General features: G+C 69.7%; 15 protein-coding genes and 1 riboswitch. Of the genes, 14 read left to right on the forward strand and 1 reads right to left on the reverse strand.

From position 1 onward, the window contains the following. Positions 1-91 precede the first annotated feature (91 nt). From AC51BJ_RS10105 to AC51BJ_RS10170, 14 genes are all read left to right on the forward strand, one after another. Complete coding sequence (locus tag AC51BJ_RS10105; protein WP_496280130.1) at positions 92-664, forward strand: NnrU family protein; 573 nt, start codon at positions 92-94, stop codon at positions 662-664. 11 nt (positions 665-675) lie between these two features. Next, a complete protein-coding gene (locus AC51BJ_RS10110) occupies positions 676-1,104 on the forward strand; it encodes a PPC domain-containing DNA-binding protein (protein ID WP_496280131.1) in 429 nt (142 codons plus the stop codon). Positions 1,105-1,515: 411 nt separating this feature from the next. Continuing rightward, positions 1,516-3,171 (forward strand): ATP-binding domain-containing protein, encoded by a 1,656-nt coding sequence (locus AC51BJ_RS10115; protein ID WP_496280132.1) that lies wholly within the window; start codon positions 1,516-1,518, stop codon positions 3,169-3,171. Positions 3,172-3,194: 23 nt separating this feature from the next. Next, the gene (locus AC51BJ_RS10120; RefSeq protein WP_496280277.1) at positions 3,195-4,628 is read left to right on the forward strand and encodes a cobyric acid synthase; all 1,434 of its coding nucleotides are present in this window, start codon (positions 3,195-3,197) and stop codon (positions 4,626-4,628) included. A gap of 290 nt (positions 4,629-4,918) precedes the next feature. Then, positions 4,919-5,147: riboswitch (cobalamin riboswitch) on the forward strand. A 130-nt stretch (positions 5,148-5,277) separates the two neighbouring features. After that, positions 5,278-7,143 carry a TonB-dependent receptor domain-containing protein gene (locus AC51BJ_RS10125; RefSeq protein WP_496280133.1) on the forward strand — a complete coding sequence of 622 codons (1,866 nt, stop codon included), beginning with the start codon at positions 5,278-5,280 and terminating at the stop codon, positions 7,141-7,143. 31 nt (positions 7,144-7,174) lie between these two features. Beyond that, a complete protein-coding gene (locus AC51BJ_RS10130; protein WP_430435540.1) occupies positions 7,175-8,197 on the forward strand; it encodes a FecCD family ABC transporter permease in 1,023 nt (340 codons plus the stop codon). After that, the gene (locus tag AC51BJ_RS10135; protein WP_496280134.1) at positions 8,194-8,970 is read left to right on the forward strand and encodes an ABC transporter ATP-binding protein; all 777 of its coding nucleotides are present in this window, start codon (positions 8,194-8,196) and stop codon (positions 8,968-8,970) included. Before AC51BJ_RS10130 ends, AC51BJ_RS10135 begins: the two co-directional genes overlap by 4 nt. A 23-nt stretch (positions 8,971-8,993) precedes the next feature. Continuing rightward, on the forward strand, positions 8,994-9,593 hold the full coding sequence (gene cobO / locus AC51BJ_RS10140) for a cob(I)yrinic acid a,c-diamide adenosyltransferase (RefSeq protein ID WP_430435538.1): 600 nt from the start codon (positions 8,994-8,996) through the stop codon (positions 9,591-9,593). A gap of 35 nt (positions 9,594-9,628) precedes the next feature. Next, on the forward strand, positions 9,629-10,891 hold the full coding sequence (locus AC51BJ_RS10145) for a cobyrinic acid a,c-diamide synthase CobB (protein WP_496280278.1): 1,263 nt from the start codon (positions 9,629-9,631) through the stop codon (positions 10,889-10,891). Positions 10,892-10,894: 3 nt separating this feature from the next. Continuing rightward, on the forward strand, positions 10,895-11,560 hold the full coding sequence (gene bluB / locus AC51BJ_RS10150) for a 5,6-dimethylbenzimidazole synthase (protein ID WP_430435537.1): 666 nt from the start codon (positions 10,895-10,897) through the stop codon (positions 11,558-11,560). Continuing rightward, a complete protein-coding gene (cbiB, locus tag AC51BJ_RS10155) occupies positions 11,539-12,507 on the forward strand; it encodes an adenosylcobinamide-phosphate synthase CbiB (protein ID WP_430435536.1) in 969 nt (322 codons plus the stop codon). Before bluB ends, cbiB begins: the two co-directional genes overlap by 22 nt. Then, complete coding sequence (gene cobD / locus AC51BJ_RS10160) at positions 12,504-13,523, forward strand: threonine-phosphate decarboxylase CobD (RefSeq protein ID WP_496280135.1); 1,020 nt, start codon at positions 12,504-12,506, stop codon at positions 13,521-13,523. Before cbiB ends, cobD begins: the two co-directional genes overlap by 4 nt. Before the next feature lie 181 nt (positions 13,524-13,704). After that, the gene (locus AC51BJ_RS10165; RefSeq protein ID WP_430435534.1) at positions 13,705-14,586 is read left to right on the forward strand and encodes a cobalamin-binding protein; all 882 of its coding nucleotides are present in this window, start codon (positions 13,705-13,707) and stop codon (positions 14,584-14,586) included. Beyond that, a complete protein-coding gene (locus AC51BJ_RS10170; RefSeq protein ID WP_496280136.1) occupies positions 14,583-15,407 on the forward strand; it encodes a cobalamin-binding protein in 825 nt (274 codons plus the stop codon). Before AC51BJ_RS10165 ends, AC51BJ_RS10170 begins: the two co-directional genes overlap by 4 nt. On the opposite strand, the gene AC51BJ_RS10175 is transcribed toward AC51BJ_RS10170, so the two are convergent. Continuing rightward, complete coding sequence (locus tag AC51BJ_RS10175; protein ID WP_496280137.1) at positions 15,395-16,042, reverse strand: OmpW/AlkL family protein; 648 nt, start codon at positions 16,040-16,042, stop codon at positions 15,395-15,397. The two genes, AC51BJ_RS10170 and AC51BJ_RS10175, sit on opposite strands and share 13 nt — an antisense overlap. Between the last annotated feature and the right edge of the window lie 135 nt (positions 16,043-16,177).

Consider the following 16,177-nt stretch of genomic DNA (forward strand, 5'->3'; position numbering starts at 1 on the left):
GTGCGCCTGTCATCCGTCGCGGTGGGCGCGTGTAGGACAAATCCGGCAGGCGCGCTTCGGTTACCCTCGCGTCTGGTCGAGGAGGACGGACATGATCGGGTTGATCGCGGGACTGGTGCTGGTGATCGGTGTGCACTCATTGCGGCTGGTGGCGCCCGGCCTGCGCGAGCAGGTGATTGCGCGCCACGGCGCGATGCGCTGGCGCCTGCTGCATTCGGGCGCTTCGCTCGTTGGCCTGGTGCTGCTGATCTGGGGCTATGGCGAAGCGCGGGCGGAGCCGCTGTGGCTGTGGATACCGCCGGTGTGGTCGCGCCACGCCGCTGCGCTGTTGATGCTGCCTTCGTTCGTGCTGCTGGCGGCTTCGCTGCTGCCGGGTTCGCGCATCGCTGCCCGGCTGCGCCAGCCGCTGGCTGCGTCGGTGAAGATCTGGGCCTTCGCCCATCTGCTGGCCAATGGCACGCTGGCCGACCTGCTCATGTTCGGCAGCTTCCTCGTGTGGGCGGTGCTGTCCTTCACGCTGCTGCGTCGGCGCGAGGCACATTTGCCGGTGCCGCCCGGCTCGGCGGCCGGCGACCTGAAGGTGGTGCTGGCCGGGGTTGCCGGCTGGACCGTGTTCGCGTTCTGGCTGCACGGCGCGCTGATCGGCGTGCGGCCCTTCGGCTGAGGAGCGCTGGAATGATGACCGTACACATCGAGCGCCTGCGCCCGGGCGACGACCTGCGGCGCAGTCTTGAACAATGGGCGAAGCGGCAGGACCTCGGCGCCGCCTTCGTGCTGTCGGCGGTCGGCAGCCTGTCGCCGGCCATGCTGCGGCTGGCCGGGCGGGATACGCCGACGGTGATCGACGGCGACAGCGAACTGCTCACGCTGTCCGGCACCCTCAGCGCGCACGGCGTACATCTGCACCTGTCGGTGGCCGACGCGCACGGACAGGTGACCGGCGGTCATCTGCTTGCCGGCAGCATCGTGCGCACGACGATGGAACTGGTGCTCGGCATCGCCAGCGGTTGGGAAATCCGCCGCGAGATCGACCCGCTCACCGGCTACGAGGAAATGGTGGCCGAGAACCACGACGAACTGCTCGGTGCGCGCGGCCCTGATTAGAGGACGTGCCGGAAGCAAGGCGTCGCCCGCCGGTCCGCCCGCACGACGTAGCGCGACATCGCGCGAAAACTATTTCGTCACCGCTGCCCAATAAATAGGCAACACCGTTGACACCGGCCTCCCGCGCGCGATTGCGGCGTCTATACATCTTTCGCTAACAAGTTTGTCCACAGATGCTGTGGATGACGCAACGCGGTCTGCCGCGATCCATGTCATGGTCATCGGTGCGCGACGCAGCCGGAGGTGAATCCCCCGGCTTTGACGTACCTGCCCAAAAATGAGGCAACCCTATTGACACCCTCAGCTGGCGCGGGTGTCGCGACGACGCACTGCATCTTGTCCACAGATGTTGTGGATAAGAACAGCCCGCTGGCCGTGTAAGCTCGCGGCTTTCCAAATCAGGATCCTGCAGTGGCGAAAGTCATTCCCGACGGCTGGCGAGAACTCGCGGCGGGCGAGGCCGGCGGCGCGGCTGAACGCGAGCTGGCGACGCTGGCGCTGCTCGAGCGTGGCTTGCCGGCCGCCTACACCGTCTATCACGGTGTGCACTGGACGCGGCTGGACGAGGGCGGCTTCTCGATCTACGGCGACATCGACTTCGTCGTTGTGAATGCCGCCGGCGAGCTGCTGGCCATCGAACAGCGCAGCGGCTTCCTCGAAGAGGGCCCGCACGGTCTCAGTTCGCGCCGGCGCGGTCGCGACCGCAATGTCGCGGTCGGCATCGCGCGCTCGCGCACCGCGCTGCAGGCACGGCTGGCCGCGCGGCTCGGCGGCCCCGTGCCGCGCATCGAGTACCTGCTGTACTGCCCGGACTACTTCGTGCGCCAGGCGCATACCGCCGGCATCGAGCCTGAGCGCATTGTCGACGCCGCGGTGCGCGATCAGCTGATACCGCGCATCCGCGCCATCCTGCCGCCGGGCGAACACAGCGGACACGCGCCCGAGGTGCACCGCTTCCTGCGCGACGAGATCAAGCTGGAGCCGGACGTTGCCGCGCGGCTGGGCATCGCGCGCGAGCGCATCACCCGCGTTGCCGGCGGCCTGTCGCAGTGGGCGCGCGCGCTCGACTTCGACCCCTACCGGCTGCGTGTGGTCGGCACCGCCGGTTCCGGCAAGACCCAGCTGGCGCTGGCCGAGTACAGCGCCGCCATCGCGGCCGGCCGCCGCCCGCTCTACGTCTGTTTCAACCGCCCGCTGGCCGACCATCTCGCGCACATCGCGCCGGAAGGCGGCCTGGCCTGCACCTTCCACCACCTGTGCGAACGCGTGCTCGCCGCGCACGGCGAGCGGCCCGATTACGCCAAGCCGGATGCCTTCGACGCGCTCATCGCGCGCGCCGGCGAGCTTGAGGTGCCGGACGACCTGCGCTTCGATTCCGTCATCGTCGACGAAGGTCAGGACTTTTCCGCCGACTGGGCGCAGCAGCTGTGGCGCCACGCCGACGACGACGCGCGTCGCATCTGGCTCGAAGATCCGATGCAGAACCTGTATGCGCGCCCGCCGATCGAGTTGCCGGGCTGGGTGACGCTGCGCGCGCACAGCAATTTCCGCAGCCCGCGACCGGTGGTGCGCATGCTGCAGGCGCTGCTGCCGGCCGCCGAGCATATCGAGGCGGCATCGCCGTTCGAGGCGGATGAGGTCGAGCTGCTCGCCTACGACACCGCCCATCCGCTGACCACCCGCGTGAAGGAGGCGATACGCCTGTGCTTCGCCGCCGGCTTTCATGCGCAGGACGTCGCCATCATCAGCTGGCGCGGCCGCGAACAGTCGGAACTGCTGCGTCACGACCGGCTCGGCGCCAACGCGTTGCGCAGCTTCACCGGCCAGTACGACCTGCTCGGCCAGCCGGAGTATTCCGGCGGTGAGGTGCTGATCGAATCGGTGTACCGCTTCAAGGGGCAGTCGGCGCCGGCGGTCATCCTCGCCGAAATCGATTTCGAAACGCTGGACGAACGCACGCTGCGCAAGCTCTTCGTCGGCGCCACACGGGCAATGATGAAGCTGGTGCTGGTGGCGAGCGAGCGCGCCGCCGCGCAGCTGCGCGACAAGCTGGGAGCACATCCGTGAACGGCGCTGCGCCGCACGCGCTGATGATCCAGGGCACCACGTCGGACGCCGGCAAGAGCACTGTCGCCGCAGGCCTGTGCCGCAGCCTGCACCGGCGCGGTGTGCGCGTGGCGCCGTTCAAGCCGCAGAACATGGCGCTGAACAGTGCGGTCACCGCCGACGGCGGCGAGATCGGCCGCGCCCAGGCGCTGCAGGCCCAGGCCTGCGGGCTGGCGCCGCACACCGACATGAACCCGGTGCTGCTGAAGCCCAACTCCGACACCGGCGCCCAGGTGATCGTGCATGGCCGCGCACTGGCAAACATGGAAGCGCGCGCCTACCACGACTACAAGCGGGTCGCGATGGACGCGGTGATGCAGTCCTGGCGGCGGCTGACCGCGCAGTACGACTTCGTCGTGGTCGAGGGCGCGGGCAGTCCGGCGGAAATCAATCTGCGCGACCGCGACATCGCCAACATGGGTTTCGCGCTGCCCAACCGCTGTCCGGTGGTCATCGTCGCCGACATCGACCGTGGCGGCGTGTTCGCCCATCTGGTCGGCACGCTGGACTGTCTGTCCGATGAGGAGCGTGCGCTGGTGCGCGGCTTCGTCATCAACCGCTTCCGCGGCGACCGCGCGCTGCTGCGTTCGGGCGAAGACTGGCTGGAGCGGCGCACCGGTCTGCCGGTGTTCGGCGTGCTGCCAATGCTGAAAGGTCTGCACCTCGACGCCGAGGACGCGATACAGACGCAGCAGACCGCGGCGGGTGAGGCGGCGCGGCTGCGCGTCGCGGTTCCGGTGTTTCCGCGCATCAGCAATCACACCGATTTCGACGCACTGCGCGCGCATCCGCAGGTCGATCTGATGTTCGTGCCGCTGGACCGACCGCTGCCGGCCTGCGACCTCGTCATCCTGCCCGGCAGCAAGAGCGTGCAGGGCGACCTCGCCGCCTTGCGCGCGCACGGCTGGGACGCGCAGATCGTCCGCCACCTGCGCTACGGTGGTCGCCTGCTCGGCATCTGTGGCGGCATGCAGATGATGGGTCGCACGCTGCACGATCCGCAGGGACTGGAAGGCGCACCGGGCAGCGTCGCCGGGCTCGGCCTGTTCGACTACGACACCACGCTGGAGGCGGAAAAGCAGCTGCGCGTCGTCGAGGGCCGGTTGCAGCCGGGCGGCGAGCCGGTGCGCGGCTACGAAATCCATATGGGCGTGAGCACAGGCCCGGCGCTGGCGCGGCCGGCGGTCGAACTGGCGCATGGCCCGGACGGCGCGCGCTCGGTCGACGGTCAGTTGATGGCGACCTATCTGCACGGCCTGTTCGATGCGCCCCAAGCCTGCGCCGCACTGCTCGCCTGGGCCGGCCTCGAAGCGGCCGAGCCACTCGACCTGCAGGCGCTGCGCGAAACCAGCCTCGACCGGCTGGCCGACTGCATCGAAGCGGAGATCGACATCGACCGGATGTGCGGATTCCGCTGAACGCTCCCAAGGTCGGGACGCGCCGTCTTCAGCGTTGGCGTGCCTGACTTCTGTGGGAGTGGCCGTGGCCGTCGCGGTCCGCAGGCTTCGATGCAGGCTGCTGTCGGGGTCAGAAGACCCCTCCCACAGAACCCCGCCCTGGTTCAGTCCGCGAATCGGACACCTCTTGTGGGAGCGGCCCTGGCCGCGATGCGGCCGAAACCTGCTCTGGATCTCGATACCGGACGCCGCACCGCCCGACGGTTTGGGCCTTCCGCCGCCCGGTGGTATCGTGCGCGCCGGTGCCGCTGCGGCGGCACTGCGTTCGAGGTGCCCTGTGCCGCGGCACAGGGTTAAACGGGAAGCAGGTGAGCGAGCCCCGCTCGCAAGGCCTGCGCTGCCCCCGCAACGGTAAGCAGATTCGATGCACGTTCATGCCACTGGGCCTCGCGCCTGGGAAGGCCGTGCATCGCGACACGCGGCACTCCGCCGGTCGTCGCAGCTGCGAGCCCGGATACCGGCCACGGATGCACGAGCGGTCATGCCCGGGGTGCGGCATCGCGACGGATGCGGCCCGCTGCAGGCTGCCTGCGTTGTTGTCCCCTGTGCCATGACTTCATGAGACTGCCGTCGTTCGGGGACGGGCGATGGCTGCAGGGAGCACATAACAATGCACAGCCGTACCACGGTCGCCGCGCTGCTTGCCGGCGCCGGCCTTCTTTCCTCCTCCGTTTCCGCCCAGACGCACGTGCTGGAGCCGGTCGTCGTCACCGCAACCCGCGTCGAGCAGCGCGTGTCGGACACTTTGTCCGACGTCAGTGTCATCGATCGCGAACAGATCGAGGCGGCCGGGCAGTCCACGCTGACCGAACTGCTGGCGCGCCAGCCGGGTGTCCAGATGAGCGGCAACGGTGGCGCTGGCGCCAGCGTCGATTACTTCATCCGCGGCAGCGACTCTCGCCAGACCGTGGTGCTGATCGACGGCGTGCGCGTCGGCTCCGGTTCCAGCGGCACCGCCGCGCTGCAATACCTGCCGCTGTCGCAGATCGAGCGCATCGAAGTGTTGCGCGGTCCGGCCTCCGCGGTGTTCGGCGCCGACGCGATCGGTGGCGTGATCCAGATCTTCACTCGCCGTGGCGACGACGGCCTGCAGGGCGAGGTATTCGCCGGCGGCGGCAGTTACGGCAGCTCCGAGGGCAGCGCCAGCGTGCGCGGCGGCGACGGTCGCTGGCGCTTCGCGCTGGGCGCCGGCGTCAGCAGCAGCCGCGGCTTCAGTTCGACCAGTCCGCGCATCAATGAAGGCGTATCGGTGGCGCGGCGCGCCCACAACCCGGACCGCGACGGCTACCTGAACCAGAACTTCAGCGGCAGCCTGAGCTTCACGCCGCACGCCGGCACCGAGATCGGCGTCAGCGCGCTGGCCAGCAAGGGTTACAACGAATTCGATTCTGGCCTGAGCTTCCCGAACACACGCAATGATTTCGACAACGACAGCGCGACCGTGTATCTGACCCACGCTTGGAACGATGCCGTGTCGACCACGCTGCGCAGCGGCCGCTCGGTCGAGGATTTCATCAGCTACGCGCGGACTTCGCCGCTCGGCAATCACTTCCGCACCGAGCAGTACAGCCACGCGCTGGAGGCACGCGTGAAGCTGCCTTTGGGTGCGCTGTTCGGTAGCGTCGAGCGGCTGGAGCAGGACGTGCTGTCGACCACGCCGACCGCGGTGAACATCGATACCGAACGCAAGATCGATTCGCTGCAGCTCGGCTGGTCCGGCGCCATCGACCGCCACAGCCTGCAGCTGAATACCCGCCACGACCGCTACAGCACCAGCTCGCAGCACAAGACCACCGGCAACGTGGCCTATGGCTATCGGCTGACCGATGAATGGCGGCTGCATGGCGGCTATGGCACGGCTTTCCGCCTGCCCACCTTCAACCAGCTGTTCTTCCCGGGCTTCGGCAATCCGGATCTGGCGCCGGAGTCGTCGCGCAACAAGGAGGCGGGCGTGGTGTGGCAGCGCAAGGGCTCGCGCGCGGCGTTGACCGTCTACGACAACAAGGTGCGTAACCTGATCAACACGGTCACCGTGTCGCCCGGCGTGTCGGAGGCGCGCAACGTCGGCGAGGCGCGTCTGCGCGGCATGACCTTCGACGGATCGACCTATCTGTTCGGCCACACCGAGCTGCAGGGTTCGGTCGACCTGCTCGATGCGACCGACCAGGACAGCGGCGACCGCCTGCAACGGCGCGCGGTGCAGACCGGCCAGCTGCGCGTCATCCAGCACATGACGCGCGGCCGCGTCGGCATCGAGATCCAGACCACCGGTGACCGCTACTCGAACGCCGACGAAACGCGCCGGCTCGGCGGTTACACGCTGCTGAACCTGTTCGCCGTCTGGAAGCTGTCACCCGAGGTGGCACTTGAAGCGCGCGTGAACAACGTGACCGACAAGGACTACACCACCGTGTTCGGCTACAACACGGCCGGCAGCAGCGTGTTCGCCGGCTTGCGCTACACGCCGCAGTTCTGAACGCGGCCGAGCTGACCGGTAAACTCACGCGATGAGCAGCCACCCGCCCGCCACCACCCTGCCGTCGCCTGTCGCACTGCGCGCGCAGCGGCGCCGTGTCTGGGTGCTGCCGGCGCTGCTGCTGGCGCTGGGCGCGGCCTTCGCGTTGGCGCTGGCGGTGGGCAGCGTGGCGGTGAGCGCGGCCGAGCTGTGGCAGATCGCCACCGGTGGCGACGCCGGCATGGCGGGCGACATCGTGCGCTCGCTGCGCCTGCCGCGCGCACTGGCCGCCGCCGCCTGCGGCGGTCTGCTGGCGCTGGCCGGCGCGCTGATGCAGGTGCTGCTGCGCAATCCGTTGGCCGATCCCTATGTGCTGGGCATTTCCGGCGGCGCTGCGGTGGGTGCGCTGCTGGCCATGCTGGTCGGCGCCGCCGGCATGCTGCTCGAACTGTCCGCCTTTGCCGGTGCGCTGGCGGCAATGGCGCTGGTGTTCGGTCTGGCGCACGGCGAGGGCAGCCGCACGCCGACCCGTCTGCTGCTGACCGGCGTCATCGTATCGGCCGGCTGTGGCGCAGCGGTGTCTTTCATCCTCGCGGTGGCGAGCGAACAATCGCTGCGCGGCATGCTGTTCTGGCTGATGGGCGACGCCAGTACGGCCAGCCGTCCCGGCGTCGCGGTTGCCGCCTTGCTGGCCGGGCTGGTCGCCTGTGCGCCGCTGGCGCGCGACCTCAACCTGCTGGCGCGCGGCGATGGCACGGCCCAGGTGCTGGGCGTGCCGGTGGCGCGTCTGCGTCTGGTCGTCTATCTGCTGGCGTCGGCGCTGACCGCGATCGCGGTCACCACGGTCGGTTCGGTCGGCTTCGTGGGTCTGGTCGTGCCACACCTGATCCGGCTCGCTTTCGGCAACGACCAGCGCCTGCTGCTGCCGGCCAGTGCGCTGGCCGGCGCCACGCTGCTGCTGCTGGCCGACACCGCGGCGCGCACCGTCATCGCGCCGGCCCAGCTACCGGTCGGCGTGCTGACCGCGCTGCTCGGCGTGCCGGTGTTCCTGTTCCTGCTGAACCGCCACCGATGAGCGATAACGCCATCCTGCGCGCTCGCGAACTCGATGTGTCGGTGGCCGGGCGCGCGCTGTGCACCGGGCTCGACCTCGACGTGCGACCGGGCGAACTGCTGGCCATCGTCGGCCGTAACGGCATCGGCAAGTCGACGCTGCTCACCACGCTGGCCGGGCTGCGTCCGCCTGCCGCCGGCACGCTGACGCTGGCCGGCCGCGCGCTCGCCGACTGGCCGGCGCGCGATCTGGCGAAGCGGCGGGCGCTGCTGGCGCAGTCGCAGGAGGACCACTTCGCCTCCACCGTGCTCGACACCGTGCTGGTCGGCCGGCATCCGCACATCGGCCGCTGGGCCGACGAGAGCGACGCCGATGTCGATATCGCGTTGGCCGCGCTGGCGGCGGTGTCGCTGCGCGGCTTCGAACTGCGCGAGGTGCGCACGCTGTCCGGCGGCGAGCGGCAGCGCGTGGCGATCGCCGCGCTGCTGGCGCAGCAGGCGCCGGTCTGTCTGCTGGACGAACCGGTCACCCACCTCGATCTCGACTACCAGATCGAAACGCTCGAGCTGTTCGCACGACTTGCGCGCGACGAAGGGCGGGCAGTCGTGGCGGTGCTGCACGACCTGAACCAGGTGCTGCGCTTCGCCGACCGCGCGCTGCTGCTGACCGGCGGCGGCGAATGGGTATGCGGGCCGGTCGACGAGGTACTGCAGGCGGAGGTGCTGTCGCGCGCCTTCTGCCATCCGCTGAAGGAATTGCGCGACGATGGCCGGCGCTACTTCGTGCCGGCGTGAGGACAGAATGAGTGGAGGATGTGATGAGCGATCTTGACGAACGCCATGAAGCACGCATGAAGCGCAAGAAGGACGTGGTGGACCAGGCCATTGCCGCGGCGCAGGTCGAGCGCGGTGTGCTGGTGGTGAATACCGGCACCGGCAAGGGCAAGTCCAGCGCCGCCTTCGGTGTGGTCGCGCGCGCGCTCGGCCACGGCATGAAGGTGGGCGTGGTGCAGTTCATCAAGGGGCGTTCCGACACCGGCGAGGAAGCCTTCTATCGCCGTCAGCCGGACGTGCAGTGGCATGTGTCGGGCGAGGGCTTCACCTGGGAAACACAGAACCGCGCGCGCGACGTCGCCACTGCCGAAGCGGCCTGGGAGCAGGCGCGCGCCTTCCTGCGCGATCCGGCCATCGGCCTGGTGGTGCTGGACGAACTGAATATCGCGCTGAAGTACCACTATCTCGACGTCGCCAACGTCCTCGCCGACCTCGCCGCACGTCCGACCATGCAGCACGTCATCGTGACCGGCCGTGCCGCGCCGCCGGAACTGGTCGAGGCGGCTGACACGGTGACTGACATGACCATGGTGAAGCACGCCTTCAAGGCCGGCGTGAAGGCGATGCCCGGGCTGGAGTGGTGAGCGTGTCTTCCGCCGTCCGGCACTGCCCGGCGCTGATGGTGGCGGCGCCCGCGTCCGGTCAGGGCAAGACCACGGTGGTCGCCGCACTGGCACGGCTGCACCGTTCGCGCGGTCGCCGCGTGCGCGTGTTCAAGTGCGGGCCTGACTTCCTCGATCCGCAGATCCACGCGCTGGCCAGTGGCGCGCCGGTGTGCAATGTCGACCTGTGGATGACCGGCGACGCCGACATCGCCGCGCGGCTGTACGACGCGGCGGGCGAAGCCGACCTCATCCTCGTCGAGTCGGTCATGGGCCTGCACGACGGCAGCCCGTCCAGTGCAGACATTGCGCGTCGCTTCAATCTGCCGGTGCTGGCGGTGATCGACGCGCGCGCGATGGCGCAGACCTTCGGCGCGCTGGCGCACGGCCTGAAGCACTACCGGGACGGCGTGAACCTGACGGCAGTGATCGCCAACCGCGTCGGCTCGGCCCGCCACATCGACATGCTGCGCGACAGCCTGCCGGCCGACATCGCCTGGTACGGCGGCCTGCCGCGCGACGAGCGCATCGCGCTGCCGGAGCGCCACCTCGGCCTGCTGCCGGCGGCCGAGATCGAAGGGCTGGACGCCCGGCTCGACATCGCTGCCGAACTGCTCGGCGCATCGACCGCGGCCGACCTGCCGCCGGCGGTGGCGTTCGCACCGGTCGAGCGCACGCCGCCGCCGCGCCTGCTCGACGGCGTGCGCATCGCGCTGGCGCGCGACGACGCCTTCTGTTTCATCTATCCGGCCAACCTTGACTGCCTGCGCGCACTCGGCGCCGAACTGGTCGAGTTCTCGCCGCTCAATGACGCCGCGCTGCCCGCCTGCGACGCCGTCTGGCTGCCCGGCGGCTACCCCGAACTGCACGCCGCACGCTGGGCCGCCAATACCGCGATGCACGCCGCGCTGCGCGCCCACGTCGACGCCGGCCGGCCGCTGCTGGCCGAGTGCGGCGGCATGATGAGCCTGTTCGACACGCTGACCGACAAGGCCGGCGTCAGCCACGCCGGCGCCGGCCTGCTGCCGGGCTCGGTGCGCATGCAGACGCGGCTGGCCGCGCTCGGCCTGCAGCAGGTCGAGCTGCCGGAAGGTGCGCTGCGTGGCCACACCTTCCACTATTCGACCGCCGACACGCCGCTGTCGCCGCTGGCGCGTGCGCGCACGCCGGACGACCGCGACGGCGAGGCGGTGTATCGTCGGGGCCGGCTCACCGCGAGCTACCTGCACCTCTATTTCCCGTCCGCTCCGGCCGCGGTCGCCACGCTGTTCGGACGCTGAACCATGACTGCAACGAACGACGCCCACCGTTACCCCGACGACGCCCGCGACGCGCTCTATCGCGCCATCGCCGAGCGGCGCGACATGCGCCATTTCAGGCCGGACCCGGTCGATCCGGCGGTACTGCGTCGCCTGCTGTGGGCAGCCCATCACGCGCCCAGCGTCGGCTACATGCAGCCCTGGCGTTTCGTGCGCGTCACCGACGCGGCGCTGCGCAGGTCGATACACGGGCTGGTCGAGGAGGAGAGGCTGGCCACCGCGCGTGCGCTCGGCGAGCGCGAGGACGAGTTCATGCGACTCAAGGTCGAGGGCGTGCTCGACAGCGGGGAACTGCTGGTGGTCGCGCTGTGCGGCGGACGCGAGCAGCACGTGTTCGGCCGCCGCACGATGCCCGACATGGACGTCGCTTCCTGCGCCTGCGCGATTCAGAACATGTGGCTGGCGGCGCGCGCCGAAGGGCTGGGCATGGGCTGGGTGTCCATCTTCGACCCGCTGAAGCTGGCGGCGCTGCTGCAGATGCCGGACGGCGCGCGACCGCTGGCCGTGCTGTGCATCGGCCACGTCGATGCGTTCTACGAAGCGCCGATGCTCGAACTCGAAGGCTGGGCCAGCCGGCTGCCGGAAGATCTGCTGATCGGCGACAACGTGTGGCCGGAGCGCGCGCCGTGAATACGCTGCACCCCTTCGTCGTGCTGGCGCTGTGCGCCTGTGCCGGCGTCATGCTCGACCGCCGCTTCGGCGAGCCGCGCCGGCTGCATCCGCTGGTCGGCTTCGGCCGCTTCGCCGGCTGGATGCAGGCGCGCATGAATGTGGTCGCACGTCAGGGCCATCCGCTGACCCGGCTGAGCGGCCTGCTGGCGTGGGCGCTGGCCGTGCTGCCGCTGTTGCTGCTGGCGATCTGGCTGCGCAGCCTGGGCCAGACCTGGCAGGTGGCAACCGACCTGCTGCTGCTCTATCTCGCCCTCGGCGCGCGCAGCCTGGGCGAGCACGCGCACGCCGTGTCGCGCCCGCTGGCCGCCGGCGACCTGGTCGAGGCGCGCCGCCGCGTCGGCTGGATGGTGAGCCGCGATACCTCGCAGCTGGACGAAGCCGGCGTTGCGCGCGCTGCCACCGAATCGGTGCTGGAGAACGGCAACGACGCGGTGTTCGGTGCGCTGTTCTGGTTCCTGCTGCTGGGCGGGCCGGGCGCGCTGCTGTTCCGGCTGGCCAACACGCTGGACGCGATGTGGGGCTACCGCACGCCGCGCCTGCGCTATTTCGGCTGGGCGGCGGCGCGCATCGACGACGTGCTCAATTTCGTGCCGGCGCGACTGACCGCGCTGAGCTATGCGCTGTGCGGCGCGACGCGCAGCGCGCTCGCCTGCTGGCGCGCGCAGGCACCGGCCTGGGACAGCCCGAACGCCGGCCCGGTAATGGCTGCTGGCGCCGGCGCGCTGCATCTGTCGCTCGGTGGTGCAGCGGTCTATCACGGCGCGGTCGAACAGCGCCCGCCGCTGGGCGAGGGTGCGGCGCCGGGCGCCGCCGATATCGACCGCGCCGTCACGCTGGTGGCCAGCGCGCTGCGCCTGTGGCTCACCGTGGCGCTGCTGCTTGCCCTCGGAGTGCATCTGTCATGACATCCGCCCGCCCGCTGCACGGTGGCCGTCTGCGGGTCGCCGCCGATCGCTACGGCATCGCGCCTGAGGACTGGATGGACCTGTCCACCGGCATCAATCCGCAGCCCTGGCCGGTGCCGCAGGTGCCGCAATCCGTGTGGCAGCGCCTGCCGGAAGACGGCGACGGGCTGGAGGACGCTGCCGCCGCCTATTACGGCTGCGATGCGCTGCTGCCGCTGGCTGGCTCGCAGGCCGCGATCCAGCTGCTGCCCGCGCTGTTCCCGCGCAGCCGGGTGGCGATACTTTCGCCGACCTACAGCGAACACCCGCACGGCTGGACGCAGGCCGGGCACGCGGTGCGTGCGGTCGCGCCGGCCGAGGTCGAGGCGGCGGTGGACCACACCGACGTGCTGCTGCTGGTGCAACCGAACAACCCCTGCGGCACGCTGTTTCCGCCGTCGCAGGTGATGGACTGGCAGGCGCGGCTGGCGGCGCGCGGCGGCACGCTCATCGTGGACGAGGCCTTCATCGACGCCACGCCCGAAGCCAGCGTGGTGCATCACGCTGGCCGGCCCGGTCTGATCGTGCTGCGCTCGCTCGGCAAGTTCTTCGGTCTGGCCGGTGCGCGCGTCGGCTTCATGTTTGCCGAACAGTCGTTGCGCGACGCGCTGGCGGCGCGGCTCGGGCCGTGGCCGGTGGCCGGCCCATCACGCTGGGTGGCGCAGCGCGCGCTGGCAGACCGCGACTGGCAGGCGCAGCAGCGCGCGCGGCTGGCGACCGAGGGGGCGCGGCTCGAAGCGCTGCTGCGTACGACCGGCTGGGGCGCGGTGAGCGGCTGCGTGCTTTTCCAGCGCGTGCTGACCGCCGATGCCGCGGCGCTGAACGAGGCCTTCTGCCGGCGCGGCATCCTGCTGCGCCATTTCGACGCCCCGGCGGCGCTGCGTTTCGGTCTGCCGGAGGACGAGGCGCAGTGGCAGCGGCTGGAACAGGCGATAGACGACATAAGGAGCGCCGTCCCCACAGGAGCGGTCTTCTGACCGCGACGTCAGCGGTGGATCGACCGTCGGCAGGTACGCCCCGCGCTGTCGCGGTCGGAAGACCGCTCCTACAGGTGGGTGAGGGCTCTGTTGGAAGCCTCTGACCGCGGCGAGCTGATTGCCCGAGCTCGTTCGGTCAGACGAGCGCCCGCACCAGGACATCGAATCGAAGGATGACGGAATGAAGAAGGCACTTTTCCTGCTGCTCGCCGCGCTGGCGCTGCCCGTCGCGGCTGAACTGCGGCTGACCGACGACGCTGGCCGCACCGTGGTGCTGGCCGCGCCGGCGCAGCGCATCGTCAGTCTGGCGCCGCACGTGACCGAACTGCTGTTCGCCGCCGGCGCCGGCGGCAAGGTGGTCGGCGCAACCCAGTACAGCGACTACCCGGAGGCGGCGAAGACGATTCCGCGCGTTGGCGGCTACACCTCGGTGGACATGGAGGCGGTGGTCGCGCTGAAGCCGGATCTGGTCATCGTGTGGAAGAGTGGCAACCGCAACCAGCAGTACGACAAGCTGGAAAAGCTCGGCATACCGGTGTTCGTGAACGAGCCGCGCAGTCTGGATGACGTGGCGCGCGCGATCGAAACCTTCGGCCGCATCGCTGCCACGCCGCGCGAGGCGGACGAGGCGGCGCGCGCCTTCCGCGCGCGGCGCGACGCGCTGGCGAAGCAGTACGCAGCGCGGCCGCCGGTCGCGGTGTTCTACCAGATCTGGAACAAGCCGCTGATGACCATCAACGGCCAGCACCTGATTTCCGACGTGATGGCGCTGTGCGGCGGGCGCAACGTGTTCGCCGGCCTGCCGATACTGGCGCCGACGGTGACCGAAGAGGCGGTGCTGGCGGCCGCGCCCGAGGTCATCGTCGCCAGCGGCATGGGCGAGTCGCGGCCGGAGTGGCTGGACGCCTGGCGGCGCTGGAGCGCGCTGCCGGCGGTGAAGGGCGACAACCTCTATTTCATTCCGCCGGAAATCCTGCAGCGGCACACGCCGCGCATCCTCGACGGTGCACAGAAACTGTGCGAACAGCTGGAACAGGCGCGCCATAAGGCGGGCCGCAAATGAGCGCATGCGAGCTGTATCCCGAACGCATCGCCTGCCTATGCACCGAGGCGGTCGAGGTGCTGTACGCGCTGGGTGAGGCCGACCGCATCGCCGGCATTTCCGGTTTCACCGTGCGGCCTCCGGAGGCGCGCCGCGACAAGCCGAAGATCAGCGGCTTCTCGTCCGGCAAGCTGGAACGCATTCTCGCGGTCGAGCCGGATCTGGTGCTGGCCTTCTCCGACCTGCAGGCCGACATGTGCCGCGACCTGGTGCGCGCCGGTGTCGAAGTGCATGTGTTCAACCAGCGTTCGATAGACGGCATCCTGCGCATGATCGTGACGACCGGTGCGCTGGTGGGCCGCACGGCCGAGGCGCAGGCGCTGGTAGCCGGTCTGCGGCGCGGGCTCGATGACGCGCGTGTTCGCGGCGAAGCGCGCGTCGCCCGCCACGGCCGCCGGCTGCGCGTCTATTTCGAGGAGTGGGACGAACCGCTCATTTCCGGCATCCGCTGGGTGTCCGAGCTGATCGAACTGGCCGGCGGCGAGGACGTGTTCGCCGATTTCGCCAGCCGCCACAGCGCGAAGGAGCGGCGCATCGAAGACCCGCTGACCGTGGTCGCCCGCGCTCCGGAGATCATCATCGGTTCCTGGTGCGGCAAGAAATTCCAGCCCGACCACGTGCGTGCGCGGCCGGGCTGGGCCGAGGTGCCGGCCGTCGCCCACGACCGGCTGTACGAGATCAAGTCGCCATTGATCCTGGCGCCGGGCATCGCCGCGCTGACCGACGGCCTGGCCGCGCTGGAGGCCTGCCTCGACGCGGCCGGCGCCGATCAGAAGCGATAGCCCAGACCGACCGACAGCAGCAGCGGGTCGATATCCAGCTTGGTGACCGGAATGCCGGCGCCCTTGACCGCTATGTCGGTGTCTATCTTCACGTACTTGGCGTCGAGGTTCAGGAACCATTGCGGCGCGAGCTGGATGTCGACGCCGATCTGCGCTGCCCAGCTGACGCTGCTGCGATCCACCTTCAGCGGCACGCTGCCGCCGAGCACCGTGCCGGCGTCCAGCTTCACGCTGGAGAAGCGCGTGTAGTTCAGGCCGATGCCGGCGTAGGGGCGGATCGTGCCGGCCGGATTGAAGTGGTACTGCAGCGTCAGCGTCGGCGGGAGGTGCTTGACCGAGCCGATGTCCACGCCGCCCAGTTCGACGTCATGCTTCTGCGGGACGGTCAGGATCAGTTCGGCGGCGATGTTCGGCGTGAAGAAGTAGCTGATGTCGACTTCCGGGAACAGCTTGTCCTCGGCCTTCACCTCGCCCAGCGCGGGGACCACGGCGGTGGTCGAGTTGTCGTTCGACGGGTCCATGTGCAGCGCGCGCACGCGTACCAGCCAGTCGCCTTCGGCCGCCTGCGCACTGCCGGCGAACATGAATGTCGATGCGGCGACTGCCGCAATGCCTGCCCAGCTCTTTGTTGTCATGTCGATCTCCCCCGGTTTCGACATCCGCGGACACGGATGCTGAATCACTCTAGGAAAGCGACCGGGCGACTTGAAATTTGATTTTTTGCGCGGTGCATTGCGTTCGGCTTATGCCGGATGCGCTGCGAACCGGCT

The sequence above is a fragment of the Methyloversatilis sp. S146-33 genome, from assembly GCF_059552495.1.